18 protein-coding genes are annotated in these 25803 nt (G+C 48.5%); 6 read left to right on the top strand and 12 right to left on the bottom strand.

The window, feature by feature from the left end; all coding sequences use genetic code 11:
• Positions 1–69 precede the first annotated feature (69 nt).
• The gene (sohB, locus tag JYB87_RS06985) at positions 70–1092 is read right to left on the bottom strand and encodes a protease SohB (RefSeq protein WP_207356155.1); all 1023 of its coding nucleotides are present in this window, start codon (positions 1090–1092) and stop codon (positions 70–72) included.
• A gap of 204 nt (positions 1093–1296) precedes the next feature.
• On the opposite strand from sohB, the gene ycaO reads away from it, so the two are divergent.
• Entirely contained in the window at positions 1297–3060 is a 1764-nt protein-coding gene (gene ycaO, locus JYB87_RS06980; protein WP_207356154.1) for a 30S ribosomal protein S12 methylthiotransferase accessory factor YcaO, read from the top strand.
• 227 nt (positions 3061–3287) lie between these two features.
• Here the strand turns inward: ycaO and JYB87_RS06975 are convergent, their stop codons facing one another.
• From JYB87_RS06975 to JYB87_RS06940, 8 genes are all read right to left on the bottom strand, one after another.
• Positions 3288–4832, bottom strand: a complete 1545-nt coding sequence (locus JYB87_RS06975) for a peptide MFS transporter (protein ID WP_207356153.1) — start codon at positions 4830–4832, stop codon at positions 3288–3290.
• 225 nt (positions 4833–5057) lie between these two features.
• On the bottom strand, positions 5058–5411 hold the full coding sequence (locus tag JYB87_RS06970) for a YajD family HNH nuclease (protein ID WP_207356152.1): 354 nt from the start codon (positions 5409–5411) through the stop codon (positions 5058–5060).
• 27 nt (positions 5412–5438) lie between these two features.
• Positions 5439–7409 (bottom strand): BCCT family transporter, encoded by a 1971-nt coding sequence (locus JYB87_RS06965; protein ID WP_207356151.1) that lies wholly within the window; start codon positions 7407–7409, stop codon positions 5439–5441.
• A 447-nt stretch (positions 7410–7856) separates the two neighbouring features.
• On the bottom strand, positions 7857–8453 hold the full coding sequence (locus JYB87_RS06960; protein WP_207356150.1) for a DUF502 domain-containing protein: 597 nt from the start codon (positions 8451–8453) through the stop codon (positions 7857–7859).
• A 145-nt stretch (positions 8454–8598) separates the two neighbouring features.
• On the bottom strand, positions 8599–9300 hold the full coding sequence (gene phoU / locus JYB87_RS06955; RefSeq protein WP_207356149.1) for a phosphate signaling complex protein PhoU: 702 nt from the start codon (positions 9298–9300) through the stop codon (positions 8599–8601).
• Positions 9301–9331: 31 nt separating this feature from the next.
• The gene (gene pstB, locus JYB87_RS06950) at positions 9332–10150 is read right to left on the bottom strand and encodes a phosphate ABC transporter ATP-binding protein PstB (RefSeq protein ID WP_207356148.1); all 819 of its coding nucleotides are present in this window, start codon (positions 10148–10150) and stop codon (positions 9332–9334) included.
• A 36-nt stretch (positions 10151–10186) separates the two neighbouring features.
• Positions 10187–11839: a phosphate ABC transporter permease PstA gene (pstA, locus tag JYB87_RS06945; RefSeq protein ID WP_207356147.1), complete on the bottom strand. Its 1653-nt coding sequence runs from the start codon at positions 11837–11839 to the stop codon at positions 10187–10189.
• A 52-nt stretch (positions 11840–11891) separates the two neighbouring features.
• Complete coding sequence (locus JYB87_RS06940; protein ID WP_207356146.1) at positions 11892–14147, bottom strand: ABC transporter permease subunit; 2256 nt, start codon at positions 14145–14147, stop codon at positions 11892–11894.
• 184 nt (positions 14148–14331) lie between these two features.
• Here JYB87_RS06940 and JYB87_RS06935 point away from each other — a divergent pair, with 184 nt between their 5' ends.
• The 5 genes from JYB87_RS06935 to JYB87_RS06915 all read left to right on the top strand — a co-directional run bounded on the left by JYB87_RS06935 (position 14332) and on the right by JYB87_RS06915 (position 19009).
• Positions 14332–14835 (top strand): glycine cleavage system protein R, encoded by a 504-nt coding sequence (locus tag JYB87_RS06935; protein ID WP_207356145.1) that lies wholly within the window; start codon positions 14332–14334, stop codon positions 14833–14835.
• 89 nt (positions 14836–14924) lie between these two features.
• On the top strand, positions 14925–15740 hold the full coding sequence (locus JYB87_RS06930; protein WP_207356144.1) for a DUF2797 domain-containing protein: 816 nt from the start codon (positions 14925–14927) through the stop codon (positions 15738–15740).
• 283 nt (positions 15741–16023) lie between these two features.
• Positions 16024–17703, top strand: a complete 1680-nt coding sequence (locus JYB87_RS06925; protein ID WP_207356143.1) for a carbon starvation CstA family protein — start codon at positions 16024–16026, stop codon at positions 17701–17703.
• A gap of 6 nt (positions 17704–17709) precedes the next feature.
• Positions 17710–17982 (top strand): cory-CC-star protein, encoded by a 273-nt coding sequence (locus JYB87_RS06920; RefSeq protein WP_207356142.1) that lies wholly within the window; start codon positions 17710–17712, stop codon positions 17980–17982.
• A 19-nt stretch (positions 17983–18001) separates the two neighbouring features.
• Positions 18002–19009: an ArsA family ATPase gene (locus JYB87_RS06915; protein ID WP_207356141.1), complete on the top strand. Its 1008-nt coding sequence runs from the start codon at positions 18002–18004 to the stop codon at positions 19007–19009.
• 47 nt (positions 19010–19056) lie between these two features.
• Here the strand turns inward: JYB87_RS06915 and JYB87_RS06910 are convergent, their stop codons facing one another.
• The 3 genes from JYB87_RS06910 to JYB87_RS06900 form a co-directional block, all read right to left on the bottom strand.
• Positions 19057–20871, bottom strand: a complete 1815-nt coding sequence (locus JYB87_RS06910; protein ID WP_207356140.1) for a sensor domain-containing diguanylate cyclase — start codon at positions 20869–20871, stop codon at positions 19057–19059.
• A 280-nt stretch (positions 20872–21151) separates the two neighbouring features.
• On the bottom strand, positions 21152–22744 hold the full coding sequence (locus tag JYB87_RS06905) for an ABC-F family ATPase (RefSeq protein ID WP_207356139.1): 1593 nt from the start codon (positions 22742–22744) through the stop codon (positions 21152–21154).
• 248 nt (positions 22745–22992) lie between these two features.
• The gene (locus tag JYB87_RS06900) at positions 22993–25713 is read right to left on the bottom strand and encodes a heavy metal translocating P-type ATPase (protein WP_207356138.1); all 2721 of its coding nucleotides are present in this window, start codon (positions 25711–25713) and stop codon (positions 22993–22995) included.
• Between the last annotated feature and the right edge of the window lie 90 nt (positions 25714–25803).

The raw sequence follows: 25803 nt of genomic DNA, 5'->3' as shown, positions 1-25803 counted from the left end.
TCTTTGAGTACATAGTTGTTAAAAAGATAGGCCAGCAACTGCTGGCCTATTGCTTATCTAACCATCACCCTACACGGAGCGATTGCGCAACACCAAGCTGTCGATACAGGCATTCACCAATACTGACGCCGCATGACCCAGTTTATCAGTGAGCTTTTTCTTAATCTGATACTGCACTTTGTACACTTGGCGATCATTCGCCAGAGTCATCAGCAGATCATCACTGGTACCCACCTTATCGATTAGGCCTAAATCCAGTGCTTGCTGCCCATACCAATGCTCGCCGGTGGCCACTTTATCTAACACCAACGATGGACGATAGCGACCGACAAAACCTTTAAACAACTGATGAGTCTCTTCCAACTCTTCGCGGAATTTTTCACGGCCTTCTTCGGTATTTTCACCAAACATGGTGATCGTGCGCTTAAACTGACCCGCAGTATGTTGTTCATAATCAATATCATGCTTACGCAGCAATCGATTAAAGTTGGGCAATTGCGCCACCACACCAATAGAGCCAATAATCGCGAACGGCGCAGCCACAATTTGATTGGCCACACAGGCCATCATGTAACCGCCACTTGCGGCAACCTTGTCCACACAAATGGTCAGCGGAATATTGGCAGCGCGAAAACGCTCTAACTGGCTTGCGGCTAAGCCATAGCCATGGACCATGCCGCCGCCACTTTCAACATTAACCACCACTTCATCTTTATCCGTTGCCACGGCTAAAACGGCACTGATCTCTCTCCTCAGCGAAGCGACTTCAGCCGCTTCTATGCCACCTTTAAAGTCCATCACAAACACGCGAGATGGCGCGCTGGTATCTGCATCCTTCGCCTTTTCTTTGGCTTTTTGTTCAGCTTTTAGCTGCTTTTCATATTGTTTGAAAGCCTTTTTATCTAACAGCTCTGCATGCAAGTCATGTTTTAATCCAGCCAGTTCGTCACTCAGATCGGTAAGGCGTAATTCGCCTTTGTCTGACTTAGGCTTAACCGAGGCACTGACCACAATGGCCACAATCACGGCAATCGCCACAACGACAGTGGCCGCTTTGGCAAGAAACAGCCCGTATTCGTATAAAAATTCCAATGTTTTTATCCTGTTACTTAAGGCGACATACGTTCAATAGTCGGCCATTCTAGCAACTGTTACCGCAGATAAAAAAGCGATTTATCTGTGTCGTCAGCGATAAATGGTAAACGGATATAACTCAGTGCAAAACGGTAGAGAATCAGCCGCAGCAAATGTGTTAACATGCCGCGAAATTTGATCTAGTTAACAATTTGGAACCTCATGAGCCGCACATTTATTCCGGGCAAAGATGAAGCCCTCGAAGTCTCCATCAACACTATGCAGCAACGTTTAGCCAAGTTAGGCTTTGATATCGAAGAAGCATCGTGGCTGAACCCAGTCCCAAACGTGTGGTCTGTGCATATTCGCGACCGCCAATGTCCTGCGTGTTTTACCAATGGTAAGGGCGCCAGCAAAGATGCCGCGTTAGCCAGTGCCTTGGGCGAATATTTTGAACGTCTGGCCTGTAACTATTTCTTTGCCGACTTCTACATGGGTGAGCAGATTTCCAATGGCGAATTCGTCCATTATCCCAATGAAAAATGGTTCCCAATCACCGATAGCTGGCCAGCGGGATTGATGGATGACTACCTCAAAGAACATTACGATCCCGAGCAAGATGTAGAGATGGCGCAGCTGGTAGACATTCAATCTAGCAACGAAGCGCGTGGCGTCTGTGCCCTGCCCTTTGAGCGTCAATCTGACGGTCAACAAATCTATATTCCAATGAACATTGTCGGCAATTTGTACGTGAGTAACGGCATGTCAGCGGGTAACACCAAGACTGAAGCCCGTACCCAAGCTCTGTCGGAATGTTTTGAGCGCTACGTCAAAAATCGCATCATTACTGAGTGTATTTCGCTGCCAGAAATCCCAACTGAAGTTTTGGCGCGCTACCCTCATGTGGTTGAAGCGATTGCAAAATTGGAAGATGAAGGTTTCCCCATCACCTGTTTTGATGCCTCATTAGGTGGTGAGTATCCGGTCATTTGTGTGACGCTGTTTAACCCAATCAACGGAGGCTGTTTTGCATCATTCGGCGCACACCCGCGTTTTGGCGTGGCACTAGAACGTACCGTGACTGAATTGCTGCAAGGCCGTGGTCTTAAAGATCTGGATATTTTCCCATCGCCATCATTCAACAATGATGAAGTGGGCGATCACACCAATATCGAAACTCACTTTATTGATTCATCAGGTCTGGTCTCATGGGATCTGTTTAAGCAAGATAGCGACTACCCGTTTGCAGATTGGGATTTTGCCGGTTCAACCCAAGAAGAATTTAACCTGCTGTTGAGCAAATTCAGTGAATTAGGCGCAGATGTTTACATCGCAGACTATGAACACCTCGAAACATATGCCTGCCGTGTATTAGTGCCTGGCTATTCAGAAATCTATCCTGCTGATGACCTGCATTTTGCGAACAACAATCGCGGCACCGCATTACGCCGTTTACTCGAACAATGGCTGAGCGACACTAGCAATGGCGATCTGGCCGAGACCATTTTGGCTGAAATCGACGCACTGAATGTGGATGAATTCCAACCGCTGGATCAGCTGTTAGGTATTGCCGTTGACAACAACAGCCCTTGGGCAACGCTGCGTATTGGTGAACTGCGTTGTTTGTTAGCCCTGTGCTTGGGTGAACTAGAAGATGCTTTAGATTGGGCTCAATGGACCGTTGATTTTAACGCCTATGGCATCACGGCAGATCGCCAGCCTCGCTTGCGTTTCTACCACGCAGTGCTCGCTATTCTGCAGTCGCAAGAGCAAGGCTTAGAGCTTGAGCAATATCTGCCGAAGTTTGAACGTATGTTTACCAAAGCGCATTTAGATGCAGCATTAGCGCACGTTCAACAACAGGCCTATGGCTATGACCTGCAATTGACTAACGGTATTCTCGGCTTTGCTAAGCACCAATCGTTGCTGCAAGCCTATGACAAACTGCAACGCGCCAAAGCCGCCTTTACAGAGTGGCATAAATAAGCGCTAACGCTGAAACGCCAACCTGTCTCGCGCATCAACGAAAGCGAGACAGGTTTTTTTATGCCCTATTCCGACAATCAACAAGACAGGCTAGCTTCCTGTTGAAGCAGATTCGACTAAATACAGCCGAATCGGGCACAAAAAAATACCCTCACATCAAACGATGTTGAGGGTATTTTTAACGGGTTAACTAAGCTTTTTAGGTACGACTGTTACCAGTCTAGTGCTTATTGCTCAGCTTTTACGTCAGCCAGCGACTCGGCAGCAGAGGTGCTGTGAGAGTGGTGAGTCTCAGTCAAACGGCGCATTAATGGCAATACTGCAAGTGCGATACCGGTACACACTACCGCGGCAATACCTAACTTGTTGAACAGGCTGGTATAGATTTCCAGTGTTTGTACTGGGTCGGTTAAATCTTTCGGTACGCTGGCGAAGTTTGCTACCACGCCACCCAAGTATTGAGAAATACCTGATGCCACGAAGTAAGCCCCCATCATAAAGCCGCCCATGCGTGCAGGTACGTAGCGAGCGATCATCGCAAGACCCAGACCAGACACCAGCAACTCACCTAATGAGTAAGCACCATAACCCCAGATCATGATCCAAGATGAAGTCTTACCGTTAACTGCGAATTGACCTGCAACACCGTAGATGAAGAAGCCCAAAGCAACAACCGCGAAGCCCAGTGCGAATTTACCCGCAATCGACAAGTCTTTGTTATTACGCCCCGCAGTAGCGTACAGCCATGCCAACAATGGGCTCAACAGCATAATCCAGATTGGGTTCAATGCTTGGAACTGTGCAGGAGACCAAGTCCATAAATGCACACCAAACATTTGGAATTCCCAGTCCACGTTACGCAATGCAAACAGCGCCAGTGACGTTGACATTTGTTGATAGAACACAAAGAAGAATACTGTCTGAATGGTCAATACCAAAGCGGCAATCAGGCCTGCACGTTCGCTTGGCTCACTGTTACGGATCAAGTGAACAAAGATAGCCAATACGGCGATACCCGCAATATACACGAAGATACGCGCCAGTGTTTGGTATTCAAGAATAACAGCAGACAATGCAACTGAAGCCAGTGCCAGAATAAGTACTGTAGCAAGTTTCTTTTTATCTACTGGGTGGTTATCAGGTTCTGAACCGTACATTGTCAGGGTTTTGGCCATCAATGAATAGTTTGCCAAACCGACTAACAAGCCCACACAGCAAACAGCAAATGCCGCGTGCCAACCGTAGTGAGTACCCGCATAAGCTTCGTTTACGTAGTCTTTGATCCATGGGGTCAACAACATAGAGATGGTTGAACCAACGTTAACCGCCATGTAGTAGATGGTAAATGCGCTGTCGATCTTAGAATCGTCACCTTCGTAGATTTTACGAACCAGGTTACCGGCATTAGGTTTGAATAAACCGTTACCCACAACGATTACGCCAAGCGCAGAGAACAAGAACCAAGTGTTTTCAGTTGGTACTGTCATCAGGGCATAACCCACTGACAGAATGCCCGCACCTAACAACATAGTGCGTTTGGTGCCGAGGATCTTGTCACCAACCCAACCGCCAATGGCTGGTGATACGTAGATCAACGCAGCACAAGCACTCCATACCAAGTTAGCACGTTCATCATCAAACCCTAAACGCTGTACCATAAAGTACACGATTAGCGCTTGCATCCCGTAGTAACCAAAACGTTCCCACAATTCGATGAGCGACACCGTCATAAACGAATGCGTCTTGCTCACGTTAGCTGAACCAAGAGTCATATCACTTGCTTCCATAGTTGTTGTAATACTTAAAGTGCAAAGTATATTGGCTAAGACAAGTCAAGCCAATGACTAGCCTCCGCAAAATAGACTTTGTTACAAATACTCTGTCCACTTTTCAGCCAAAACAACTTAAACCTAAGTCAAAGCTGTGATACGTGGCAGGAAAAATGCTGACAGAAAAATTATGTTTAATTAATTATCAATTACTTAAATGTAATTTAATTATTTTTTCGCCAGCATATCCTTTAATCCCGCAAAAGGGCTGTATGTGGCAGCTGCCTGTGCCCCATCGCGGGTATCGCCATACTGGACTAACTCTTCAAAGCGTGAATGCTCATTGTCATGACAATAGAGACACAACAATTCCCAGTTTGAACCATCATTGGGGTTGTTGTCATGGTTATGATCGCGGTGATGAACGGTCAGTTCGCTCAAATTTTTATGGCTAAACTCACGCGCACAACGGCCACACACCCAAGGATACATTTTCAGTGCACGTTCACGGTATCCCTGCTCGCGCGATGCTTTGTATTCTCTGGCTTGCGCCAACACCTGATCTAACTTACCTGTTGTCATGTAAAAGTCGGTCCTAATGGAAATAGATTACTGGTTCACATACTCTGCGATCGAAAGATGCAGATAGTGACGATATTTCTCGTACTGAGTCACCACGTCTGCCTGTAGTTGCTCTTCGGTATACCCCATGACGTCATAGTACTGCCCGCCATGCTCAAGAAATACTTCGACGCGATAATAGTTTTTATCGTTATCGTCAGACAACCCCGGCAGGGTATAACTTCTTACCCTTAACGCGTAAACAAAAGTTTGCTGCTCAGTCCCATCCAAGATCAAGCGAATACGATCATTGTCATTGTCGTACTGCAATTCCGCCGAGATCCCGCGACGATTGAACTCCTTTTCTACCACGGTCAGTGCCGATTCGGCAATCTTATCAAGGTACGCTCGGGCTTCATTGTAGGTTGGGTGGGAAATCAACACATCCAAATGCTCCTGCCAGGCCACACTAGTTTTGGCGTATTGCACGGTTGAGTTATGTAATCGCACGCTCATCAACTTTAAACGGTCATCTTTCAGTGCCTTAAATAAACCGACACACATCAAGATCATAACGATTAGGAATGGCATCGCACTGGCAATCGAGGCCGTTTGCAGCGCTTTTAGTCCACCTGCTAACAATAACGCCGAAGCAACCACCCCTTCTGCCAACGCCCAAAACACTCGCTGCCAAACCGGGGCATTTTCATCACCACCCGAGGTCAAATTATCTACCACCAATGAGCCCGAATCTGAGGATGTTACGAAGAAGGTCACCACCAAACACACGCCAAGAATAGACAGAAGACCAGAAAACGGCAGATGTTCAAAGAAGGTAAACAGCGCGACAGAGACATCCGATGACACAGCATCTGCCAGATATTGCGCGCCTTGGTTAACGATGGCATCGATTGCAGAATTCCCGAAAATGGTCATCCACAAAAAGGTGAAACCGGTCGGCACAAACATCACCCCAACGAGGAATTGACGAATCGTACGACCACGAGAGACTCGCGCGATAAACGTACCGACGAATGGCGACCAAGAGATCCACCAGCCCCAATAGAACAGTGTCCAACCGCCTAGCCAGTCATTCTTTTGCTGATAGGCGTACAAATTAAAGGTCTTGTTGACAATGTCACTCAGGTACGCACCGGTGTTTTGCACAAAATGCTGCAGCAAAGTCACTGTTGGGCCAACTAACAGCACAAAAATCATCAGCACAAATGCCAGCCCCATATTCAGCTCGCTAAGAACTTTGATCCCTTTATCTACACCGGTAACCACCGAAATGGTCGCCAGCCCAGTGATCAAGGTAATCAAAATCACTTGCACCACAGGCGCGATGGGCAGACTGTCGCCAATCAAGTAATGCAGCCCAGAGTTAACCTGCGCCACCCCAAAGCCGAGCGACGTAGCAACCCCAAGCACGGTACCAATCACCGCTAAGGTATCGACGGTATGTCCGATTGGGCCATAAATACGTTCACCAATCAAAGGATACAGCGCACTGCGCGGCAACAAGGGTAATTTATGGCGATAGCTAAAATAGGCCAAGCTAAGAGCCACCACGGCATAAATCGCCCAAGCATGCAGCCCCCAGTGGAAGAAGGTGATTTTAAGCGCATCCTTAGCCGCTTTTAAACTTTGCGGATCAGCATCTGGCGGCGCCAAAAAATGCATCACAGGCTCGCCGATACCAAAAAACATTAAACCGATGCCCATTCCCGCGGAGAACAACATGGCAATCCAGGTTCCATAGCTGTAATCAGGCTCAGAATGATCGGGGCCGAGCTTAATGTCGCCGTAGCGACTGACCATAATAAAGACGATGAAGATAAGAAAACCGGCAACCCCAAGAATGTAAAGCCAACCGGCTTTCAGTTGCAGCCAATGTTGTACGCCGTCGAACAGCAATTGCGCCGAATCAGGCCAAATAACCCCAATCAACACTAACGCAATCAAACAAACGACCGAAGGATAAAATACCGGTCCATTAATACTGGTTTTTAAAGACATGAATACTCCCATTAGTTGAAAGATCGCCTATTTCGAGTCAAACACGCCTGATTTAGCGAATGTTAGCTTGAAAGCGAAGCGACCAACTTTCTGCCTTTTGGGTTAATTGTTTTATGTGCAACCGCGATATTTCGGCTTTCTTGAGGTAGAACAAGACGTTCTAGTGATAAGAAAACCTGCCAACGTGGAAAAGGTTGGCGATTGAGAGCCAAGGACAAATGTGTTGACTCTCGATTGGTATTGCACGCTTTTTTAAAATAATACTTGGCGATTATACAGGTTTTAGAGCCAATTGGGGGAGTTAAACCACAAAAAACCAATATTGGTCAAAAATGCGGCTGTCTGAGCATCAACTAACCAGTTAAAAACATGTATAAATTTTTGACGCCAGGCTCAGCTTTGGTTGAGTGATAAGCGTTTGACCAAAGCTCGCTTTAGGTCATTGGCTTAGCGAGGCGTTTGCTCTGGCGCAGGCTTAGAAATCCCGGCAGTAAGGTTAAATCGCATCGCCTCTTCAAACGACCAATCCACCATGATCAAATCTTCTCGTTTGACCAAACTGGTAATCCCCGCCATTTGATAAGAAAGTTGAAACAGTACTGGCACCCATTCACCTTCGGGTAATGCATCAAGCAAGGGTTGTGGCGCAGTGTCAGTCATAATAAACCCTACCACATAACCGCCATTGGCTTGTTTCACTAATACCGTTTGCTGATTTTTTGGTTTACTCGGATCACGATTCATCAAGGAAGCGATATCGCGAATACTGCCGTAGACAGATTTAAACAGCGGAAAGCGCATTAACTGCCGCTCGATCCAGTTCCACAACCACACAACAGGGCTAACCGAGAACAATAAGCCCGCCATAAACACCAAGATCACCACCAGCAAAAAGCCAGCACCGGTAAATGCGCTTTGGCGGTCAATCACCGACAAAATCAAGTTACCCAGCTCATCTAGGGACTCAAACAGACTCCAAAATAACCACAGGCTAAGCGCCATCGGCAATACGTTCAGTAACCCGCGGATAAGCGTACGCTTCATGAAAACCTCAAAATAGTATGCGAGAAATCGCAGCCAGATATCTTAGCACCAGTATTACTCATTAGGATCACGCTTTTATGGCAGCGCAAATAACAACGCCGCGTCATTTCGCGGCGTTAATGGACTCAGCGATTGCTGCTGAACATCAGTCTTTTTCCATCTCTTCATAAGAGACATGACGCACATCGCGCCCTTTTACGTAATAGATGACATATTCACAGATGTTCTTACAACGGTCACCAACGCGTTCTACCGCGCGCGCAGCCCACAACACATCTAAAATGCCTGGAATTGACCGCGGATCTTCCATCATATAAGTCATTAGCTGGCGAATAATGCCTTCATACTCTTTATCGAGTTTGGCATCTTCTTTGTGCAGTTCAATCGCGGATTCCACATCCATACGGGCTAAGGCATCCAAGGTCGAATGCAGTAACCGCGTGGCGTGGCGCCCCATACTTTCAATGCTCACCAATAACGGCTGCTGATTATTGCTGCGTTTTTCCATCGCAGCTTTGGCGATACGGACACAAGCGTCTCCGATGCGTTCAAGGTCCGCAATCGTTTTAGAAATCGCAATCACCAGTCTTAGGTCGCTCGCAGCAGGCTGACGTTTGGCGATGATGCGAGTGCACTCTTCATCGATGTCCACCTCCATGCCATTAACGCGATGATCGCCCTCAATCACCTTTTGCGCTAATTCAACGTCTAAGGTACCCAGCGCATCAAGCGCCTGCTCCAGTTGCTGCTCCACCAATCCGCCCATAGCCAATACTTTGTTGCGAATGGCTTCCAGCTCAGCATTAAACTGGCCGGAGATATGACGAGTAAGTTGTTTGTTATCCATAGGGTTATTCCTCTGCCATTGCCATCACTAGTTAACCGTAGCGGCCAGTAATATAGTCTTCGGTTTTTGCTTGTTTCGGGGTAGTGAAAATCGTATTGGTATCGCCGTACTCAATTAGCTCACCGAGATACATAAAGGCTGTTTGATCCGATACCCGCGCCGCCTGTTGCATGTTGTGGGTAACAATCACCACGGTATAGCGTGATTTCAGCTCAGTGATCAGCTCTTCAATGGTCAAGGTAGAGATAGGGTCCAGTGCTGAGGTAGGTTCATCCAACAGCAACACTTCAGGCTCAATCGCAATCGCACGGGCAATCACCAAACGCTGTTGCTGACCACCCGACAAACCAAAGGCGTTATCGTGCAGACGATCCTTCACTTCATCCCAAATCGCCGCACCACGCAATGAGCGCTCACACGCCTCATCAAGTTCACGACGATTGTTAATCCCTTGCAACCGCAGCCCATAGACAACGTTCTCATAGATAGATTTTGGGAACGGATTTGGCCGCTGAAAAACCATGCCGACATTGCGACGCAGTTTCGCCACGTCGACTTTTTTGTCGTAAATGTTATGCCCGTTCAACAGAACTTCACCGGAGATTTTGCAGTCGTCAACGAGGTCATTCATGCGGTTAATACAACGCAGCAGCGTCGATTTACCACAACCACTCGGGCCGATAAATGCAGTAACCTGTTTGCGTGGAATTTTCATCGACACATCAAACAACGCCTGTTTGTCACCGTAGTGCAAATTCAGGCCGTTGATCTCTAACGCCGTTTGTTCCGGCGCAAGGTTGCGTAGATCCACTTTGCCATTCTGGGTCAATGCGGAATCAAATGAGATCATAAGCGGTTCTAGTCCTATCCAGTTGGCTCACGCCAATCAGTTTTCTAACGAGCGATATTTTTCGCGTAAATGGTTACGCACACTAATGGCGGTCAGGTTCAAGCTCACTATCACTGTAACCAGTAAAAATGAGGTGGCATAAACCAACGGCCGTGCAGCTTCTACGTTAGGGCTTTGAAAGCCCACATCGTAAATATGAAATCCTAAATGCATGAATTTTCTTTCCAAATGCACATAAGGAAAGTTTAGATCCAGCGGCAAATTGGGCGCCAGTTTTACCACACCCACCAACATCAAGGGTGCCACTTCACCCGCAGCGCGGGCCACGGCCAAAATCAAGCCAGTCATAATTGCTGGGCTGGCCATAGGCAATACAATGCGATACAGGGTTTCGGCTTTGGTTGCGCCCAAGGCCAAACTGCCTTGTCTGACTGAGGCCGGAATACGGCTCAAGCCTTCTTCGGTCGATACAATCACCACCGGCAAGGTCAAAATCGCTAATGTCAGCGCTGACCACAACATCCCGGGCGAACCAAAGGTTGGTGACGGCAAAGCCTCTGGGAAAAACAGTCGGTCAATGGAGCCACCAAGCATGTACACAAAAAAGCCCAGACCAAACACGCCGTAAACAATCGATGGCACCCCTGCAAGGTTAATCACTGCAATCCGCACCACCCGCGTCAACCAGCCTTTGTGCGCATATTCGTGTAGATATACCGCCGCTATCACCCCAAAAGGCGTCACGATAACGGACATCAGCAACACCATAAATACCGTACCGAAGATCGCTGGAAAAACACCGCCTTCGGTGTTGGCTTCGCGCGGCTCATCACTGACGAAATGCCCCACCCGACTAAACCAACTGGCTAATTTTTGTGGCACGCTTAAGCGATTGACGTAAGTTGCTTCCAACACAGTATCGAGCGTTAAGGTGACCTCTTGGCCACGCATATCACGCACCACCACCGCATCCCTTGCTGCATCGGCGCGCAAGGCAAACAGTTTGTTTTCTAGTACTTGATAGGCTTGTTGCAATGTTTGCTGCTCAGCCGCGATTTCGGCTTTACGTGCTTCGGTCAACTCACCCTTTAACTCATATTTACGCGATGTTAGCCGCAAGCGTTCCATCTGGTGGTTGATTGCGCCGATATCACGCTTTTGCAGTTCGACGGCTTGTTCGTTAAGCGCAACAGCGCGAGCAATATGTTGTTGCAGCGCCTCTGCGACATCGCCACTGGCGATCTCTGTACCGTTTTCCAGCACTTTTACTGGCGTACCGTAAAAATTGCCGTTGCGGCTGCGCTCAAATACCACAACATCTTCCGGCACAGAACGGCTGATGATGTCGGTTGCGAGAATCCAACGAAAATCCAGGCTGACAAATTCTCGGTTACCGGTTTTTATCAATTGGCGTTCAACAAACTCCGGCGTATCCGCCGCGAACTGGTACCCAGCAGCTTTTAAACGCTCAAGAGGCACCTGCTCGCGATCATGGATTTCGCCAATGAGTGTAAAACGAGTACCGTCATCACCTTGCATTTGCCATTGGTAAATGGTGGCAGGCCAGAAATAACTCAACCCGCGCCAGGCAATGAGCAACAGTAATCCCAGCACCGCAATTAAGCTGACACTGACGGCGGAGCCTGTCATCCAGATCCAAGGCGATCCAGATTTAAACCATCTGCCCATTAATCTTGCTTCCTAAATTCGAACATTTGCTTAACCATTTCTGCCTAGTTGCTTACAGCGAACTGTAACGTTCGCGCAGGCGCTGCCGCACCACTTCTGCGATGGTATTAAACACAAAAGTAAATAAAAACAATACGAAAGCCGCTAAGAACAATACCCGATAATGGGAACTGCCAATCGCAGATTCCGGCATTTCGACCGCGATATTGGCCGCGAGCGTGCGCATCCCTTGAAAAATACTCCAATCCATAATGGCAGTGTTACCTGTGGCCATCAGCACAATCATGGTTTCACCCACTGCGCGGCCAAGCCCCATCATGACGGCGGAGAAAATCCCCGGACTGGCGGTAAGCAGTACCACGCGCGTCAGTGTTTGCCACGGGGTTGCCCCCAAGGCCAAGCTGCCATTAGAAAGGTGGCGTGGCACCGAGAAAATGGCGTCTTCGGCAATCGAGAAAATGGTTGGGATCACCGCAAAGCCCATGGCGATGCCCACAACCAACGCATTACGTTGATCAAAGCTCAAGCCCAAGGTGTTGGTGATAAACAGACGGCTGTCACCATGAAATAGCCACAATTCCACCAGCGGACTCAAGCTAAAACTCAGCCATGCCACAAAACATACGACCGGAATTAACATTAATTCTTGATAGGTTTCAGGCAACCACTGCTTAATAACGGCCGGAGACTTTGCCCAGCCAAAGGCCACCAGCAATATGGCGATAGGTTCGAGAATTAGCAGCAATAACAAGCCGGGCAGATGCGACTCCACCAGCGGCGCTAACCATAAGCCGGCGAGGAAACCCAATATCACGGTTGGCAAGGCTTCCATAATTTCAATGGTAGGTTTCACCACCGAACGCACTTGAGGTGACATAAAGTAGGCGGTATAGATTGCCCCAGCTAACGCAATCGGCGTGGCAAACAACATGGCGTAAAAGGCCGCCTTTAAGGTACCAAATGCCAACGGCGTCAGACTAAGCTTGGCTTCAAAATCATCGGAGCCAGAGGTTGATTGCCACACATATTGCGGCTCAGGATAGCCTTCATACCAAACTTGTTGCCAAATCGCGCTCCACGACACTTCTGGATGCGCATTACTGACGCTAAACAATTGCAGACTATCTGCAGTTTCAGCAATTAACGCATCAGCGCGCGGGCTAAATGCCAACGCACGGGAATGTTGCAATGGCAATTTCTCGGCGAGTAATTCACGTTCACTGGTGGTATACAGCAGTTTTAAGGTGCCATCTTGCGCCACAGTAGCAAAACTACGGCGATAAAATTCGCTGGCCAACTGCTGAATATTACCGAGTTCAGCAAACTCACGCACAAATTGATAGCTGCGGCCACCATCTTGATTTACCTGAAAATATTGCGCGACTACGCCATCGGAATAGCTGATAAGCAATGAACTCGCCCCAGCAAGTAACTCAAAATCGGTCACCTTAGCGCGAGCGCGCTCAAGGTTTAGCACCTGTAACAAGCTGACGCTGTTCGGGTTACGAATATCGTAAATGAAAGCTTTATTGGTCGTCAGCAAAATTGCTTGTTGGTGATCTGGGGTGATTTTCTGCTGCGCTACATGAATTGGCGCATCCGGCAACACCGATTTTTCAGATTGCCAATCAATCTCTTCGGTGAGTAGATTTTCCTCACCGTCCATGCGCAGTAGCTGCCAATGCTGACTGTTATCAAGATAGATAAAGCTGAGTTTTTTCTGACTGTAGGCAAAGGCCAACTGCTTTAACGGCTGCTTATCGTCAGCAATCGTCAGCAATGGCACACCCAATGGATAGCGAATATTTGGGGTAATCAATCGCTGATTATTGGGGTAACTCACATTGAAATTGACATTGCCAAGCAGCATTTGGCCATTATCGAGCCCGAAAGCAAATAGTTGCTGGCTCGGCATCGAGCGCGCTTGGCTCACAATAGCAACGCCGGCAGGTATGGCAAGCGTCTGATGAGTCACCTGTTGTTTGGCCACATCAACAAAATCGACGCCACCGTCATCAGTCACGCGATATAACTGTTGATGCAGCTCGTCACTGCCCACCATCAGCACATTGCTTGAGGTGTTAGGCAGACTAATACTTGCTTGCGGCGTTATTGATGCCGAGGCAAAAATCGGTTTAATGACATAAAGTAAATAAAAGAAGATCAACAGCAAGGCAACAAACACCATGATGCCACCAAAGGAGACACCCAGCTGCGTCAGTTTATCTTTAACCGCCCGACGGTTAGCCCGCTTGGCTTGTAAAATGTCATGCTTTAAAGGGGCAGGCTTAGACACCTGACGTTCCATTGAAAACCTCAATTATAAAACTCGTGAACGTTGCCACTGTTGTTCGTCGCCAGCCTGTGGTAACAATGGTCGCCAACAAAATTGCACTCATGTAGCAAAATATGAGTGGGCAGAATTATATGACGCGAAAATGACAATAATGTTACAGCGTCTAACGCTTTGAGCATACAGGAGTTTGCAACAAATGAGTCGATATCTCATAACATTACAGGTTCCCGATAGACAAGGGTTAGTGGAGCAAATTGCGAACGCCGTCAATCATCATGGCGGTAACTGGCTTGACTCGGAACTGCGCCATATTGATGGCATTTTTGCAGCCATTGTCTTACTCGATGTGGAAGAGCAGCACTGGGACGATTTGATTGAAGCCCTCGAATCAATTGAAGGCATGACCCTGACGAGCGCAGCTGCGGGCATTGTGAGCAAACCGGGCAAGCGCCTCACACTGAGCTTAGTGGCGTACGATCGCCCAGGCTTGGTACGCGAAATTTCCAATAAAGCCAGTAGCCTAGGCATTAACATTGAGCAGTTCAGCAGTAAATTTGAAAGTGCCAGCCACACTGGGATTGCGCTGTTTCGCGCCACTATCGGCCTGAAATTGACCGATACAATTCAGGAAGAACAACTGACTGAAGCCCTGTATGCCATTGGTGACGATGTGGTAATCGATAAATTACGCAGTCGCTAAGCTGTGCAGAGTTAATCGCTTTTTTCCATCACCACACAATTTAAAGCCTGATAAACTGCGCGGCTTCAACCATAAACATTGGGAACATCATGATTGGAACGCTCAATAAGATGGCGGTTAGCCTAGGTGATGACGGCATCGCGCAGTACCAACTTCGTGTAGGGCAACAAACGCTCGCCCTTAATCCGTTAATTGGCAAGACGCTCACGTTGACACACACAGGCAATATCTTTTGTTGTAACTGCGGCAAACGCACCAAGAAAAGTTATGCCCAAGGCCATTGCTTTGTTTGCATGCAGAAATTGGCCAGTTGTGACATGTGCGTGATGAAACCCGAAACCTGCCATTTCGAGCAAGGCTCCTGTCGCGAACCTGAGTGGGGGCTGAGCCACTGTTTTGTGCCTCATTATGTTTATCTGGCCAACACCTCAGGCCTTAAAGTTGGAATTACGCGCCACACGCAACTGCCAACCCGTTGGTTAGATCAAGGTGCGACGCAAGGGATGCCATTGTTTAAGGTAAACTCACGTTATCTTTCAGGCCTGATTGAAGTCACGCTGGCAGAGCTAATTGCCGATAAAACCAATTGGCAAGCGATGCTTAAAGGCGACAATGAAGCCTTAGATCTTGCTTCGCTCGCCAATACGCTGTTACCACAAATCCAGCAGCGGATTAACGAGCTCGATAGCAATGCCAAATTTGCCATTGAACCGCTTACTGCTCAAATAACTAGCATTCAATATCCAGTTTCCGAATTTCCAACAAAAATAAAATCACACAACTTTGATAAGGCCGCCGACGTCAGCGGCACACTATTAGGCATCAAGGGCCAATACCTGATGTTTGATACAGGGGTGATTAATATTCGTAAGTTTACTAGCTATGAAGTCAGCGTAAGCCAGTAGACGCCCTGATTTTCCGCCACTTTTCGCCATAGTGGCGGCGATATCCGTGCTTTAGTACCGTAATAAAGTACCAATTACCCCTACTATCTCCCCGTCTACTCCCAACTCAATCTGTAACTTATATTTAACATTTAGCTTTACCTAATAAATTAAAACTCTATTATTCAGATCAATATCTTAGTGAAAAATCGCTTGTTAGACCTTGGTCGGATTCTAGCCAATAAGTAGTATTCGTTAACATCGTGTGTGATAACCAAAAAACAACACTCAGAGGGAACTACCGATGAACGCGATTTTTCTCATGCTGATGGGTTTGGGGGCAATGGCTTTAGGCTATTTCGTGTATTCCAAATTTATTTGCGAAAAGATATTTAAAGTTGATCCTAATTTCGTCACTCCCGCTCATGCAATGAGTGATGGCGTTGATTATGTACCAACCAACAAATATGTACTTTGGGGGCACCACTTTACTTCTGTAGCGGGCGCAGCACCGATTATCGGGCCAGCGATTGCCGTTATTTGGGGTTGGGTACCAGCCTTCTTGTGGGTAACACTCGGCACGATTTTTTTTGCCGGTGTGCATGATGCGGGGGCCATTTGGGCCAGTAACCGCAATAAAGCCAAATCTATCGGTGCCGTGACGGGTGATGTGATTGGTGGTCGTGCCCGCTCAATCTTCATGATTGTAATTTTCTTGGTGTTGCTGATGGTGAACGCGGTATTTGCTGTGGTCATCGCGAAGCAGCTGATTAACTTCCCAAGCGCAACCATTCCGGTGTGGGGCGCCATCGCAGTAGCCTTGATTGTGGGTCAGTTGATTTACCGTAAGCTCATCAACCTGCTCGTCGTGACCATTGTTGGGGTTATTGCGCTGTACGGCATGATCTATATCGGTCCTATGATGCCAATTTCATTACCAGAAACCATCGGTATGCTGACCGATAATGAAACATGGATCATTCTGCTGTTCGTCTATGCCGCTATCGCCTCTCTGTTGCCAGTGTGGATGCTGCTGCAACCACGTGATTACATCAACGGTATTCAGCTGTTTATCGGCTTAGGCCTATTATATGGCGCGGTGATTATCTCTGGCCCGGATGTAGTAGCGCCAGCCTTTAACACTGATGTTCCAGCTGGAACCCCTTCAATCGTACCTTTACTGTTTGTGACCATTGCTTGTGGTGCAATTTCGGGCTTCCACGGTTTGGTGGCATCAGGTACTACCTCTAAGCAATTGGACAAAGAACCTGATCTGCGTTTTGTGGGCTACTTTGGCGCGATTGGTGAAGGTTCTCTGGCGTTGGCCGCAATCATTGCAACAACTGCTGGCTTTGCAACACTGGCTGACTGGCAAAGTGTTTACCACGCCTTTGGTCAAGGTGGCGTAGGTGCCTTTATCCGCGGCGGTGCGAACATTCTTGAATCAGGTCTCGGACTTGATGAAACCATGGCGCAAACTCTGTTAACCGTAATGGTAGTACTGTTTGCGGGTACCACAATGGACACTGGCTTGCGTTTGCAACGCTATATCTTCCAAGAATGGGGTAGCATTTATAACATGCCTTGGATGAACAAAGGCTCTGTTGCAACCCTGCTGGCGGTTGGTAGCTGTTTGTTGCTGGCGTTCGGTGCCGGTGGTGATGGTTCAGGTGGTCTGTTGATTTGGCCACTGTTCGGTACCACTAACCAACTTTTAGGTGGCTTAACCCTGTTGGTGATCACTGTGATGTTGGTGAAATTGGGCCGCCCAATGATCTATACCTTAGCACCATTGGCATTCCTGCTGGTGATGACCATTGCGGGTTTGGTTATTCAGCTGAAGGGCTTCTATGCCAAAGAAGATTGGTTCCTGTTTACGTTAGACTTAGTGGTACTTATTGCAGCGATTGTCATCACCTTAGAGTGTGTTGCCACGCTGACCCGTACTATTAAAGAGCGTAAAGCAGCCAACGCTGCGGAGTAAAAAAACATGCAACTTGAAAAGATCCGTCGTCTGATCCGCGATGTCAGCCAAATGGCTGAAGAAGCCTACAATGCGCCCTTTCGCGCAGCGGTAGCGAGAGCTCGTCGAGAACAGGATGATCTTTTCATGTTGCTGATTTTCTCGGAAATGATGGGCGTGCCCAACCCAGCAAGTTACTACACGTTGGAGTTGCAGCCCATCATGTTAGAGAAGTTCCATGATTGGCATAAACGTATGGGAATGCCGCACTCTCCGCTCGATCAATTCAAATGCTGTTAATTGAAGGTAAAGCTTAGTCATGGATGTGTTGACCAATAAAAAAGTGATTTGGGTTGGGGGTAAAGGTGGTGTTGGTAAAACAACGGTATCAAGTTCTCTTGCCTTATTAGCCGCAAACCGTGGCAAAAAAGTGTTATTGGTTTCAACCGATCCCGCCCATAGCCTGAGCGATGCCTTTGCGCGTCATATTGGGAATCACATCACCCGTATGGCACCTAACCTTGATGCGTTAGAGATCGACCCTGACGACGAAGTTGAACAGCATTTAGCCCAAGTCACCAGTCAATTAAAACGCTTTACTCGGCCGGAGATGTTCAGCGAAATTGAACGTCAGATGCGCCTAACCCGCCAATCACCGGGTGCGCAAGAAGCCGCGTTACTTGAACGCATTGCCAAAACGATTCAGTTGGCACAACAAGAATATGATTTAGTGATTTTTGACACAGCGCCGACTGGCCACACGCTAAGGTTACTGAGCCTGCCTGAAGCCATGGCGGCTTGGACCCAAGGGCTACTCAGAGCCAATGAAAAGTCGGAAAAACTAGGCGCGGTGATGGAGCATCTCACCCCTAAATCCGGCCGTGATGTCACCAATCCCTTTGATGATCCCACTCAGCATGCCACTGCCGGCATGGACCCTCGCAACAAAGCGATTGCAGAAACCCTGTTAACCAGACAACGCCTACTGCAACGCACTCGCGAAATATTGTTGGATAAGAGTCAAACGGCGATGCTGTTTGTACTGACTCCGGAAAAGTTACCGATACTCGAAACCAGCAGAGCGGTAGACGCCTTGTTGCAGGAACATCTGCCATTAGCGGGATTAGTGGTAAATCGTATTTTGCCTGACGATGCCGATGGCGAATTTCTGGCGCAGCGCCGCGTACAAGAGCAGAAACATCTCGCCGAAATCGATCAACGCTTTAAAAAGTTGTCGCTATTCAAATTGCAGCTCCAACCGACGGATATTGAAGGTATTACCGGTTTAAGCGCCATGGCAGACAGATTGGCGAACAGTGGCATTTAAACAGTGACATTTAGCCCGCACATTGCAGCGATGGCAGCCAGCGCCGATTAATCCGTTACCGTTAGTGCTGGTTGCACCTGATTTCGTCCATTTGCTTTGGCCTGATAGAGCTGCTCATCGGCGTGTTTGATGAGTAACCGCATTTCATCGTGCGCTGTTGGACAAATACAGCTATAACCAAAGCTCAGCGTAATCATTCCCTGCGCCACATCTTCACGATGCAACGCCTGCTCACACAAAGTTTGCCGCAGCGTTTCTGCCAATTGCCCCGCGGCCGCTGCCGAGGTGTTTGGCAACAGCAGGATAAACTCTTCACCGCCATAACGCGCAACTAAACCATCACTGCCCGGCAGATGAGATTCCAGATGTTTGGCAACGGTACGTAACGCTTCATCGCCGGCCTGATGACCAAAATGATCGTTATAAGACTTAAAATAATCGATGTCGCACAAAATCACGCTTAGCGGCTGTTGCTGCTCTAGCGCCTGTTGCCATGCGGATTTCAGCCGTTCACTAAATACCCGTCGATTGGCAATTCCGGTCAGCGGATCTTGCTCCGACAAACGGGTCAGGCGTTCATTCGCTTGCTGCAGCGCCAAGGTACGATGTTGCACCTTCTGCTCCAGCATATGAATCGAGTTCAACTGTGCTTTTGCCAACATGGCGAGGCTGTCTTTAAGGTCATCAACTTCGGTATAGGATGCCTTTTCAGTATTTGCTGTAGCTAACTGATTTAAAGTGTTTTGACTGGCTGCCGCGGCAATATTTTCAATTGGGCCAGCGATTTTCCGCGCCAGTGCCGCACCAATAAAGATTAACAGCAGCAAAATAAGTGCGGTCACCAACACGGTATCACGCACCTGCTGAATAATGGGTTCAGCAATTTTCTCAACAGGCAACAACACCACCAGCTGCCAACTGAGCCCAAGGCCCAAATCTATCTGAATAGCTTCTAACAGATATTGGGTGTTATTGAGTTGAATACTATGTGGCAATGCAGCATTGGCCGAAAACGTAGGTAACTGCTGCAGCAATGCTGAAGGATGATTGGCTATCTGGTAGCGATCTCTATTTGGGGTATTGACCGGGATCAGCGCCGTGTTCGACGACGCAATTAATTTGCCGTTATGCTGTTCCACCAACAAGGCTAAGCCATTAAAGCCAATATCAAGCTGCGCCATAAAGTTATTTAAACGATTCAACGCGATATCTGCAGCAACTACTGCAATAATCTTCCCTGCATCATCGACAACCGCTCGCGATAGACTGATACCAAAATTATCGCTGTCCAAATAATGGTAAATATCGCCCCAACAGGCTTGTTGCGGAGCCGCGATGGCACACTGCACAAACGGCCGTTTGCTTGGATCGTACGGTCCCGGAATATGGCTTTGCTGCTCACCGAAATGCTGATCTGCGCTCGGAGCATAGCCGATAAGATGGTGATCAGCACTTTCGATATTGCTGGCCAACTGAATATGATCAGGCTGATTCGGTGGACGAGAGGCGGCCACAAAGCGCCCATCCATCATGGCAATGCTCACAAAGCTTAACTGCGGATGTTGCTGCAACTGACTGAGCAACCACGGGGTATTTTGTTGCAAATCTGTCTGAGAGAGATTGCCATTGAGCAAAGCTTTAGCATTGATGTCTGTGATCGCCGGCATCACTTCGGTCAGGCTTTCGACATACTGTTCAATACGCTTTCCTAGCTCTTGCGCCACGCTGTGTCCCATGGAACGCGCTAATGTTTCGCTATTTTGGTAGGACACTAAGCAAAATACCGCCGCAGCTACAAAAAACAGAAACGAAAACGGCAGAATAATCATCAAACGCAAAGGATAGCTGCGCGCAAATAACATGTTAAAGCGTTACCTATGACGGAAAATCGGGTGTTAGGTGATGGCTTTGAGTGTGCTTTAGCATCCATTGCTACTCAAAAAATGCGGCTAGAAGAATAAACACTATGCCGACTAGATGCAATCACGGTTCAGTTTTGTAGCTTAAATGTGCGTGTTCTGGATTCTGCGAAGCAGCGCGCCCCTGAGCCCTTAAATCCGAGTGGGATAGCCCGCGTTTTGGCTGAAAAAGCAAAAAAAATCCCCGCCGCAGCGAGGATTTTCAATTCATCAGCCCAACAGCTTAGCCTTCAATACCTTTGCTGGCGAGGAACTCATCATAGGTTCCCTTGAAGTCGTTAACCTTGCCGTGAGCGATTTCCAAAATACGGTTCGCTAGTGACGATACGAACGCACGGTCGTGTGACACGAAGAACAAGGTGCCTTCATACATTTCTAAGGCGTTGTTCAATGCTTCAATCGATTCCATATCCAAGTGGTTGGTCGGTTCGTCCATCACTAAGATGTTTGGCTTTTGCAGCATTAACTTACCGAAAATCATCCGACCTTGCTCACCACCTGACAGCACTTTGACAGACTTTTTGATATCGTCAGCGCCGAACAGCATACGCCCAAGTACCGCACGAACGGCTTGGTCATCATCGCCTTCACGACGCCATTGGCTCATCCAGTCAAACAGGTTGAGATCGTTTTCGAAGTCGTCGGCATGATCCTGCGCGTAGTAACCGATAGAGCTGTTTTCAGACCATTGAATGGTGCCTGATTTCTGTGGTAGATCATGGATTAAGGTACGTACCAACGTGGTTTTACCGGCACCGTTTTCACCCAAGATCGCAATACGTTCACCCACTTCGGCAATCAGGTTAAAGTCAGCAAACAATGGCTCATCGTAACCGTTGCACAACGCTTCCACATTCAACGCGTTACGGAACAACTTTTTGTCTTGGTCGAAACGAATATAAGGGTTCACGCGGCTAGACGCTTTGATTTCGTCCAGTTTGATTTTATCAATCTGACGCGCACGAGACGTTGCCTGCTTCGCTTTAGAGGCGTTCGCCGAGAAGCGTGCTACGAAGGTTTGTAGTTCAGCAATTTGCGCTTTCTTCTTGGCGTTTTCAGCCACTAAACGCTCACGCGCTTGTGACGCGGCAGTCATGTATTCATCGTAGTTGCCTGGGTACACACGCAGTTCACCGTAGTCCAAGTCCGCCATGTGCGTACACACAGAGTTGAGGAAGTAACGGTCGTGCGAAATGATGATCATGGTGCTGTTACGTTGGTTCAAGGTTTCTTGTAGCCAGCGAATAGTGTCGATGTCCAAGTTGTTGGTAGGTTCGTCGAGCAACAGAATATCAGGATTAGAAAACAGTGCTTGCGCCAACAACACCCGCAGTTTCCAGCCGGGTGCGACTTCACTCATTGGGCCAAAGTGTTGTTCCAACGCAATACCGACACCCAACAGCAGTTCACCCGCGCGAGATTCAGCGGTGTAACCGTCCATCTCGGCGAATTCCATTTCCAACTCCGCCACTTTGATACCATCTTCTTCAGACATCTCGGGCAATGAGTAAATGCGGTCGCGCTCTTGTTTCACTTTCCACAGTTCTTTGTGGCCCATGATCACAGTGTCAATCACGCTGAACTCTTCGTAAGCGAATTGATCCTGATTCAACTTACCCAGACGCTCATTCGCATCCACAGATACGTTACCAGAAGACGGTTCCAACTCACCGGACAAAATCTTCATAAAGGTGGATTTACCGCTGCCGTTTGCCCCGATAAGGCCGTAGCGGTTACCGTCACCAAATTTGACGGAGATATTTTCAAACAGTGGCTTAGCGCCAAACTGCATGGTGATGTTAGCGGTTGTGATCACGTTCGGTATTCCCAGTTTTTACTGCAAAGTGTGCGTATTACGAGGTTTGACAGGCCAACTTCGTATAAAACGCGCCACTATAGCAGCCCTATATGAATTATCAACTACAGCGGCCAATTCGCGAGCGACAAACGTGTAGCTTTTTAGGCCATTTTTACCGCGCAAACACCTGCCTAGCGGTAAAATTTAGCGCTCTAAATAATAAAACCCAGCAAACACCGGGTTTTATTCATTTTACTGCGTTATCGCTAAGCTAACTTTTTAAAACGTAGTCGATTTGCGTTAGAAACGACCGTTAAAGATGACAGCGCCATCGCCGCGCCCGCAATAACTGGGCTTAACAAAATACCAAACACCGGAAACAGCACACCAGCGGCGACCGGAATGCCAATGCTGTTATAGATGAATGCACCAAACAGGTTTTGTTTGATGTTACGAAGCGTTGCTTTTGATAGTGCAAAACCCAGGGCTAAATTTTCCAATTTAGGGGTAAGAAGGGTCATATCCGCGCTTTCAATAGCAACGTCTGTGCCTGTGCCCAACGCTACGCCAACATCCGCTGCGGCCAATGCAGGTGCATCGTTAATGCCATCGCCGACCATGGCCACCACCTCGCCGGCTTGCTGTAACTTGTGCACCCATGCTTGTTTTTCATCGGGCAGCACGCCGGCGATCACATGGTCAATACCTATCTGCTGGGCAACGGCATTGGCCGTTTGCTCGTTATCTCCTGAGAGTAATACCAAACGTTTGCCTTGTTGCTTCAGCAAGCTGAGCGCCGCTTTGGCATCTTTGCGGATCGGATCGCTAATGCAGATTAATGCCGAGAATACGCCATTATGCGCCACCAATACCGGCGTTTGCGCTAATGCCGTTGCTTGGTTGCGTAACGAGATGACAGCTTCATCAAGCACTACATCATGGGCCTGCAGCAGTTTGTCGTTGCCGATGAGCCAAATCCCGTTATCAAGGCGGCCAACGACCCCCTGCCCTTGACGATATTCAAATTGGCTAACCTCGGTGACAGACAGTTGCCGCTGCTGTGCCGCTTGCAACAGAGATTGCGCTAATGGATGGGACGATTGCTGTTCAAGACTGGCAACCGCCTGCAACACAGTGTTTTCATCGGCAGCGTTAACGCAATGGATTGCCACCACTTGCGGTTTACCTTCAGTCACAGTGCCGGTCTTATCTAATACCACACAACTGACTTTCGACGCCGTTTGCAGTGCTTCTCCGTTTTTAATTAGCACGCCCATCTGCGCCGCGCGGCCTACCGCCACCATAATCGACATCGGAGTGGCTAAACCGAGTGCACAAGGGCAAGCAATGATGAGCACGCTGGTCAGTACCACGAGCGCATGAGACAACGCCGGTTGCGGCCCAACAAAATACCAAATCAGCGCCGCAAGCAGCGCCAGCAACATCACCACCAGCACAAATACGCCCGCGATTTTGTCGGTGAGTCGGCCAATAGGCATTTTTGAAGTTTGCGCCTCTTGTACCAAGGCAATAATTTGCGCTAAGCGCGTGTCTTGCTGTGCTCGCGTCACACGATAGGTCAAACTGCCATCGCCATTAAGTGTGCCTGCGCTGACGCTATCCCCTGCTGTTTTAGTGACTGGCATCGGCTCACCAGTGAGCATCGCTTCGTTAATTAATGACTGACCGCTGATGACTTCACCATCTAACGCCACTTTGTCACCCGCACGCAAACGCAATACATCGCCAATCTTAATGCTGTCGATAGCAACCTCTTTGTCGCCTTGTTCGGTGACTAAGTAAGCACTATTGGCTTGTAGGCCGATGAGCTGTTGCACCGCTGAGCTGGTTTTTCCGCGAGCGCGTAGCTCCAGAGCATGGCCAAGATTGATAAGACCAAGGATCATCAAACTGGCTTCAAAATACACATGGCGGGTTCCCGCCGGGAACCACTGTGGCCCAGCAACGACGAGTGCCGAATACAGCCAAGCCGTGCCGGTGCCAACGGCGATTAAGCTATCCATGTTGGCACTTTTGACTTTCAACGCTCGCCAAGCTCCCGCAAAGAAATGGCCACCGCAATCCAGCAGAAGAATGAGACACAAGATAGCGGCCAAGCCCCAGCCAAGCCGAGCTGCATCACTATCTACGCTCATCTGACCGCCAAACCAACCCCATAGCATCATCGGCACGCCAACACCCAGCGTCGCTGCGGCTTGAATTAACCGGGTGCGATATTCCTTCGCATCATGCGCCGCTTTATCGGCTATCGCATCGGCAGCATTTTCAATCAGCTCACCGCGATAACCCGCGGTTTGCAGGATCTGCTGCGCCTGAGCAACGGCAATGTCGTTTTCCATCGAGACTTGCTTATCGGCCAAGTTCACCCGCGCGGCTACGCCTGCTGCCTCAAAGGCCTTTTCAATTTTCGCCACACAACTGGCACAGCTCATCTCTGGCACAAACAGCCGTAATTTTTGCGCACTGGAGGCAGATTCAAGCTGTCCATTTGGCGTTTGCGAAACGAGAGCTTCGGCCGCTTGCTTGACTTGCTCAAAGTCAGCACGGTGCTGTTCAACAGCAATCGGTTCAGCAGTAAAGCCGGCGTCATTAATCTGTTGTCGCACCGCTTCTGCACTGAGCAATGTCAACACTGCCACTTGACGACTTTCCAAGTCGACTTGCACCTGTTCCGCATCAAGCAATGCGGCGCGAATCGATTTTTCACAATGACCGCAGTGCATATCAGGCACAGAGAATCTATGCCAGGACGCCACAGCTGGCTCAGCTTGATAATTGGCTTGCGCCAACCGCTCGCTAACCTCTTGCTCGGTTAAACTTGCACCGTCAGCCAAAGATAATCTCAGCAATTTGCTCGCCACATCGGTAGTCACCGTAACATGAGGTTCAGCGTCAAACAGTGCGGTAATTTTGCGAGCACATCCTTTACAGTGCATATTACTGATATGAAATTGATACGATGTCATCTCAAACCTTCTTCACGCTTCATGGGCGACAGCTGCACACCCAGTTAAACCGATTGTCATAGCTAATGTACTCAGGGTAAAGTCTCCAGT

Source organism: Shewanella avicenniae, from assembly GCF_017354945.1.
GTDB lineage: Bacteria > Pseudomonadota > Gammaproteobacteria > Enterobacterales > Shewanellaceae > Shewanella > Shewanella avicenniae.
This window is presented reverse-complemented; position numbering and strand designations above follow the sequence as displayed.

Excerpts from the sequence above, each read along its gene's own strand:
- JYB87_RS06935 (WP_207356145.1), top strand. The coding sequence starts at position 14,332 with ATGAGTCGATATCTCATAACATTACAGGTTCCCGATAGACAAGGGTTA.
- pstB (WP_207356148.1), bottom strand. The coding sequence starts at position 10,150 with ATGATCTCATTTGATTCCGCATTGACCCAGAATGGCAAAGTGGATCTA.
- JYB87_RS06900 (WP_207356138.1), bottom strand. The coding sequence starts at position 25,713 with ATGACATCGTATCAATTTCATATCAGTAATATGCACTGTAAAGGATGT.
- JYB87_RS06975 (WP_207356153.1), bottom strand. The coding sequence starts at position 4,832 with ATGACTCTTGGTTCAGCTAACGTGAGCAAGACGCATTCGTTTATGACG.
- phoU (WP_207356149.1), bottom strand. The coding sequence starts at position 9,300 with ATGGATAACAAACAACTTACTCGTCATATCTCCGGCCAGTTTAATGCT.
- JYB87_RS06920 (WP_207356142.1), top strand. The coding sequence starts at position 17,710 with ATGCAACTTGAAAAGATCCGTCGTCTGATCCGCGATGTCAGCCAAATG.
- pstA (WP_207356147.1), bottom strand. The coding sequence starts at position 11,839 with ATGGGCAGATGGTTTAAATCTGGATCGCCTTGGATCTGGATGACAGGC.
- JYB87_RS06965 (WP_207356151.1), bottom strand. The coding sequence starts at position 7,409 with ATGTCTTTAAAAACCAGTATTAATGGACCGGTATTTTATCCTTCGGTC.
- JYB87_RS06930 (WP_207356144.1), top strand. The coding sequence starts at position 14,925 with ATGATTGGAACGCTCAATAAGATGGCGGTTAGCCTAGGTGATGACGGC.
- JYB87_RS06910 (WP_207356140.1), bottom strand. The coding sequence starts at position 20,871 with ATGTTATTTGCGCGCAGCTATCCTTTGCGTTTGATGATTATTCTGCCG.
- JYB87_RS06925 (WP_207356143.1), top strand. The coding sequence starts at position 16,024 with ATGAACGCGATTTTTCTCATGCTGATGGGTTTGGGGGCAATGGCTTTA.
- JYB87_RS06960 (WP_207356150.1), bottom strand. The coding sequence starts at position 8,453 with ATGAAGCGTACGCTTATCCGCGGGTTACTGAACGTATTGCCGATGGCG.
- JYB87_RS06940 (WP_207356146.1), bottom strand. The coding sequence starts at position 14,147 with ATGGAACGTCAGGTGTCTAAGCCTGCCCCTTTAAAGCATGACATTTTA.
- ycaO (WP_207356154.1), top strand. The coding sequence starts at position 1,297 with ATGAGCCGCACATTTATTCCGGGCAAAGATGAAGCCCTCGAAGTCTCC.
- JYB87_RS06915 (WP_207356141.1), top strand. The coding sequence starts at position 18,002 with ATGGATGTGTTGACCAATAAAAAAGTGATTTGGGTTGGGGGTAAAGGT.
- JYB87_RS06970 (WP_207356152.1), bottom strand. The coding sequence starts at position 5,411 with ATGACAACAGGTAAGTTAGATCAGGTGTTGGCGCAAGCCAGAGAATAC.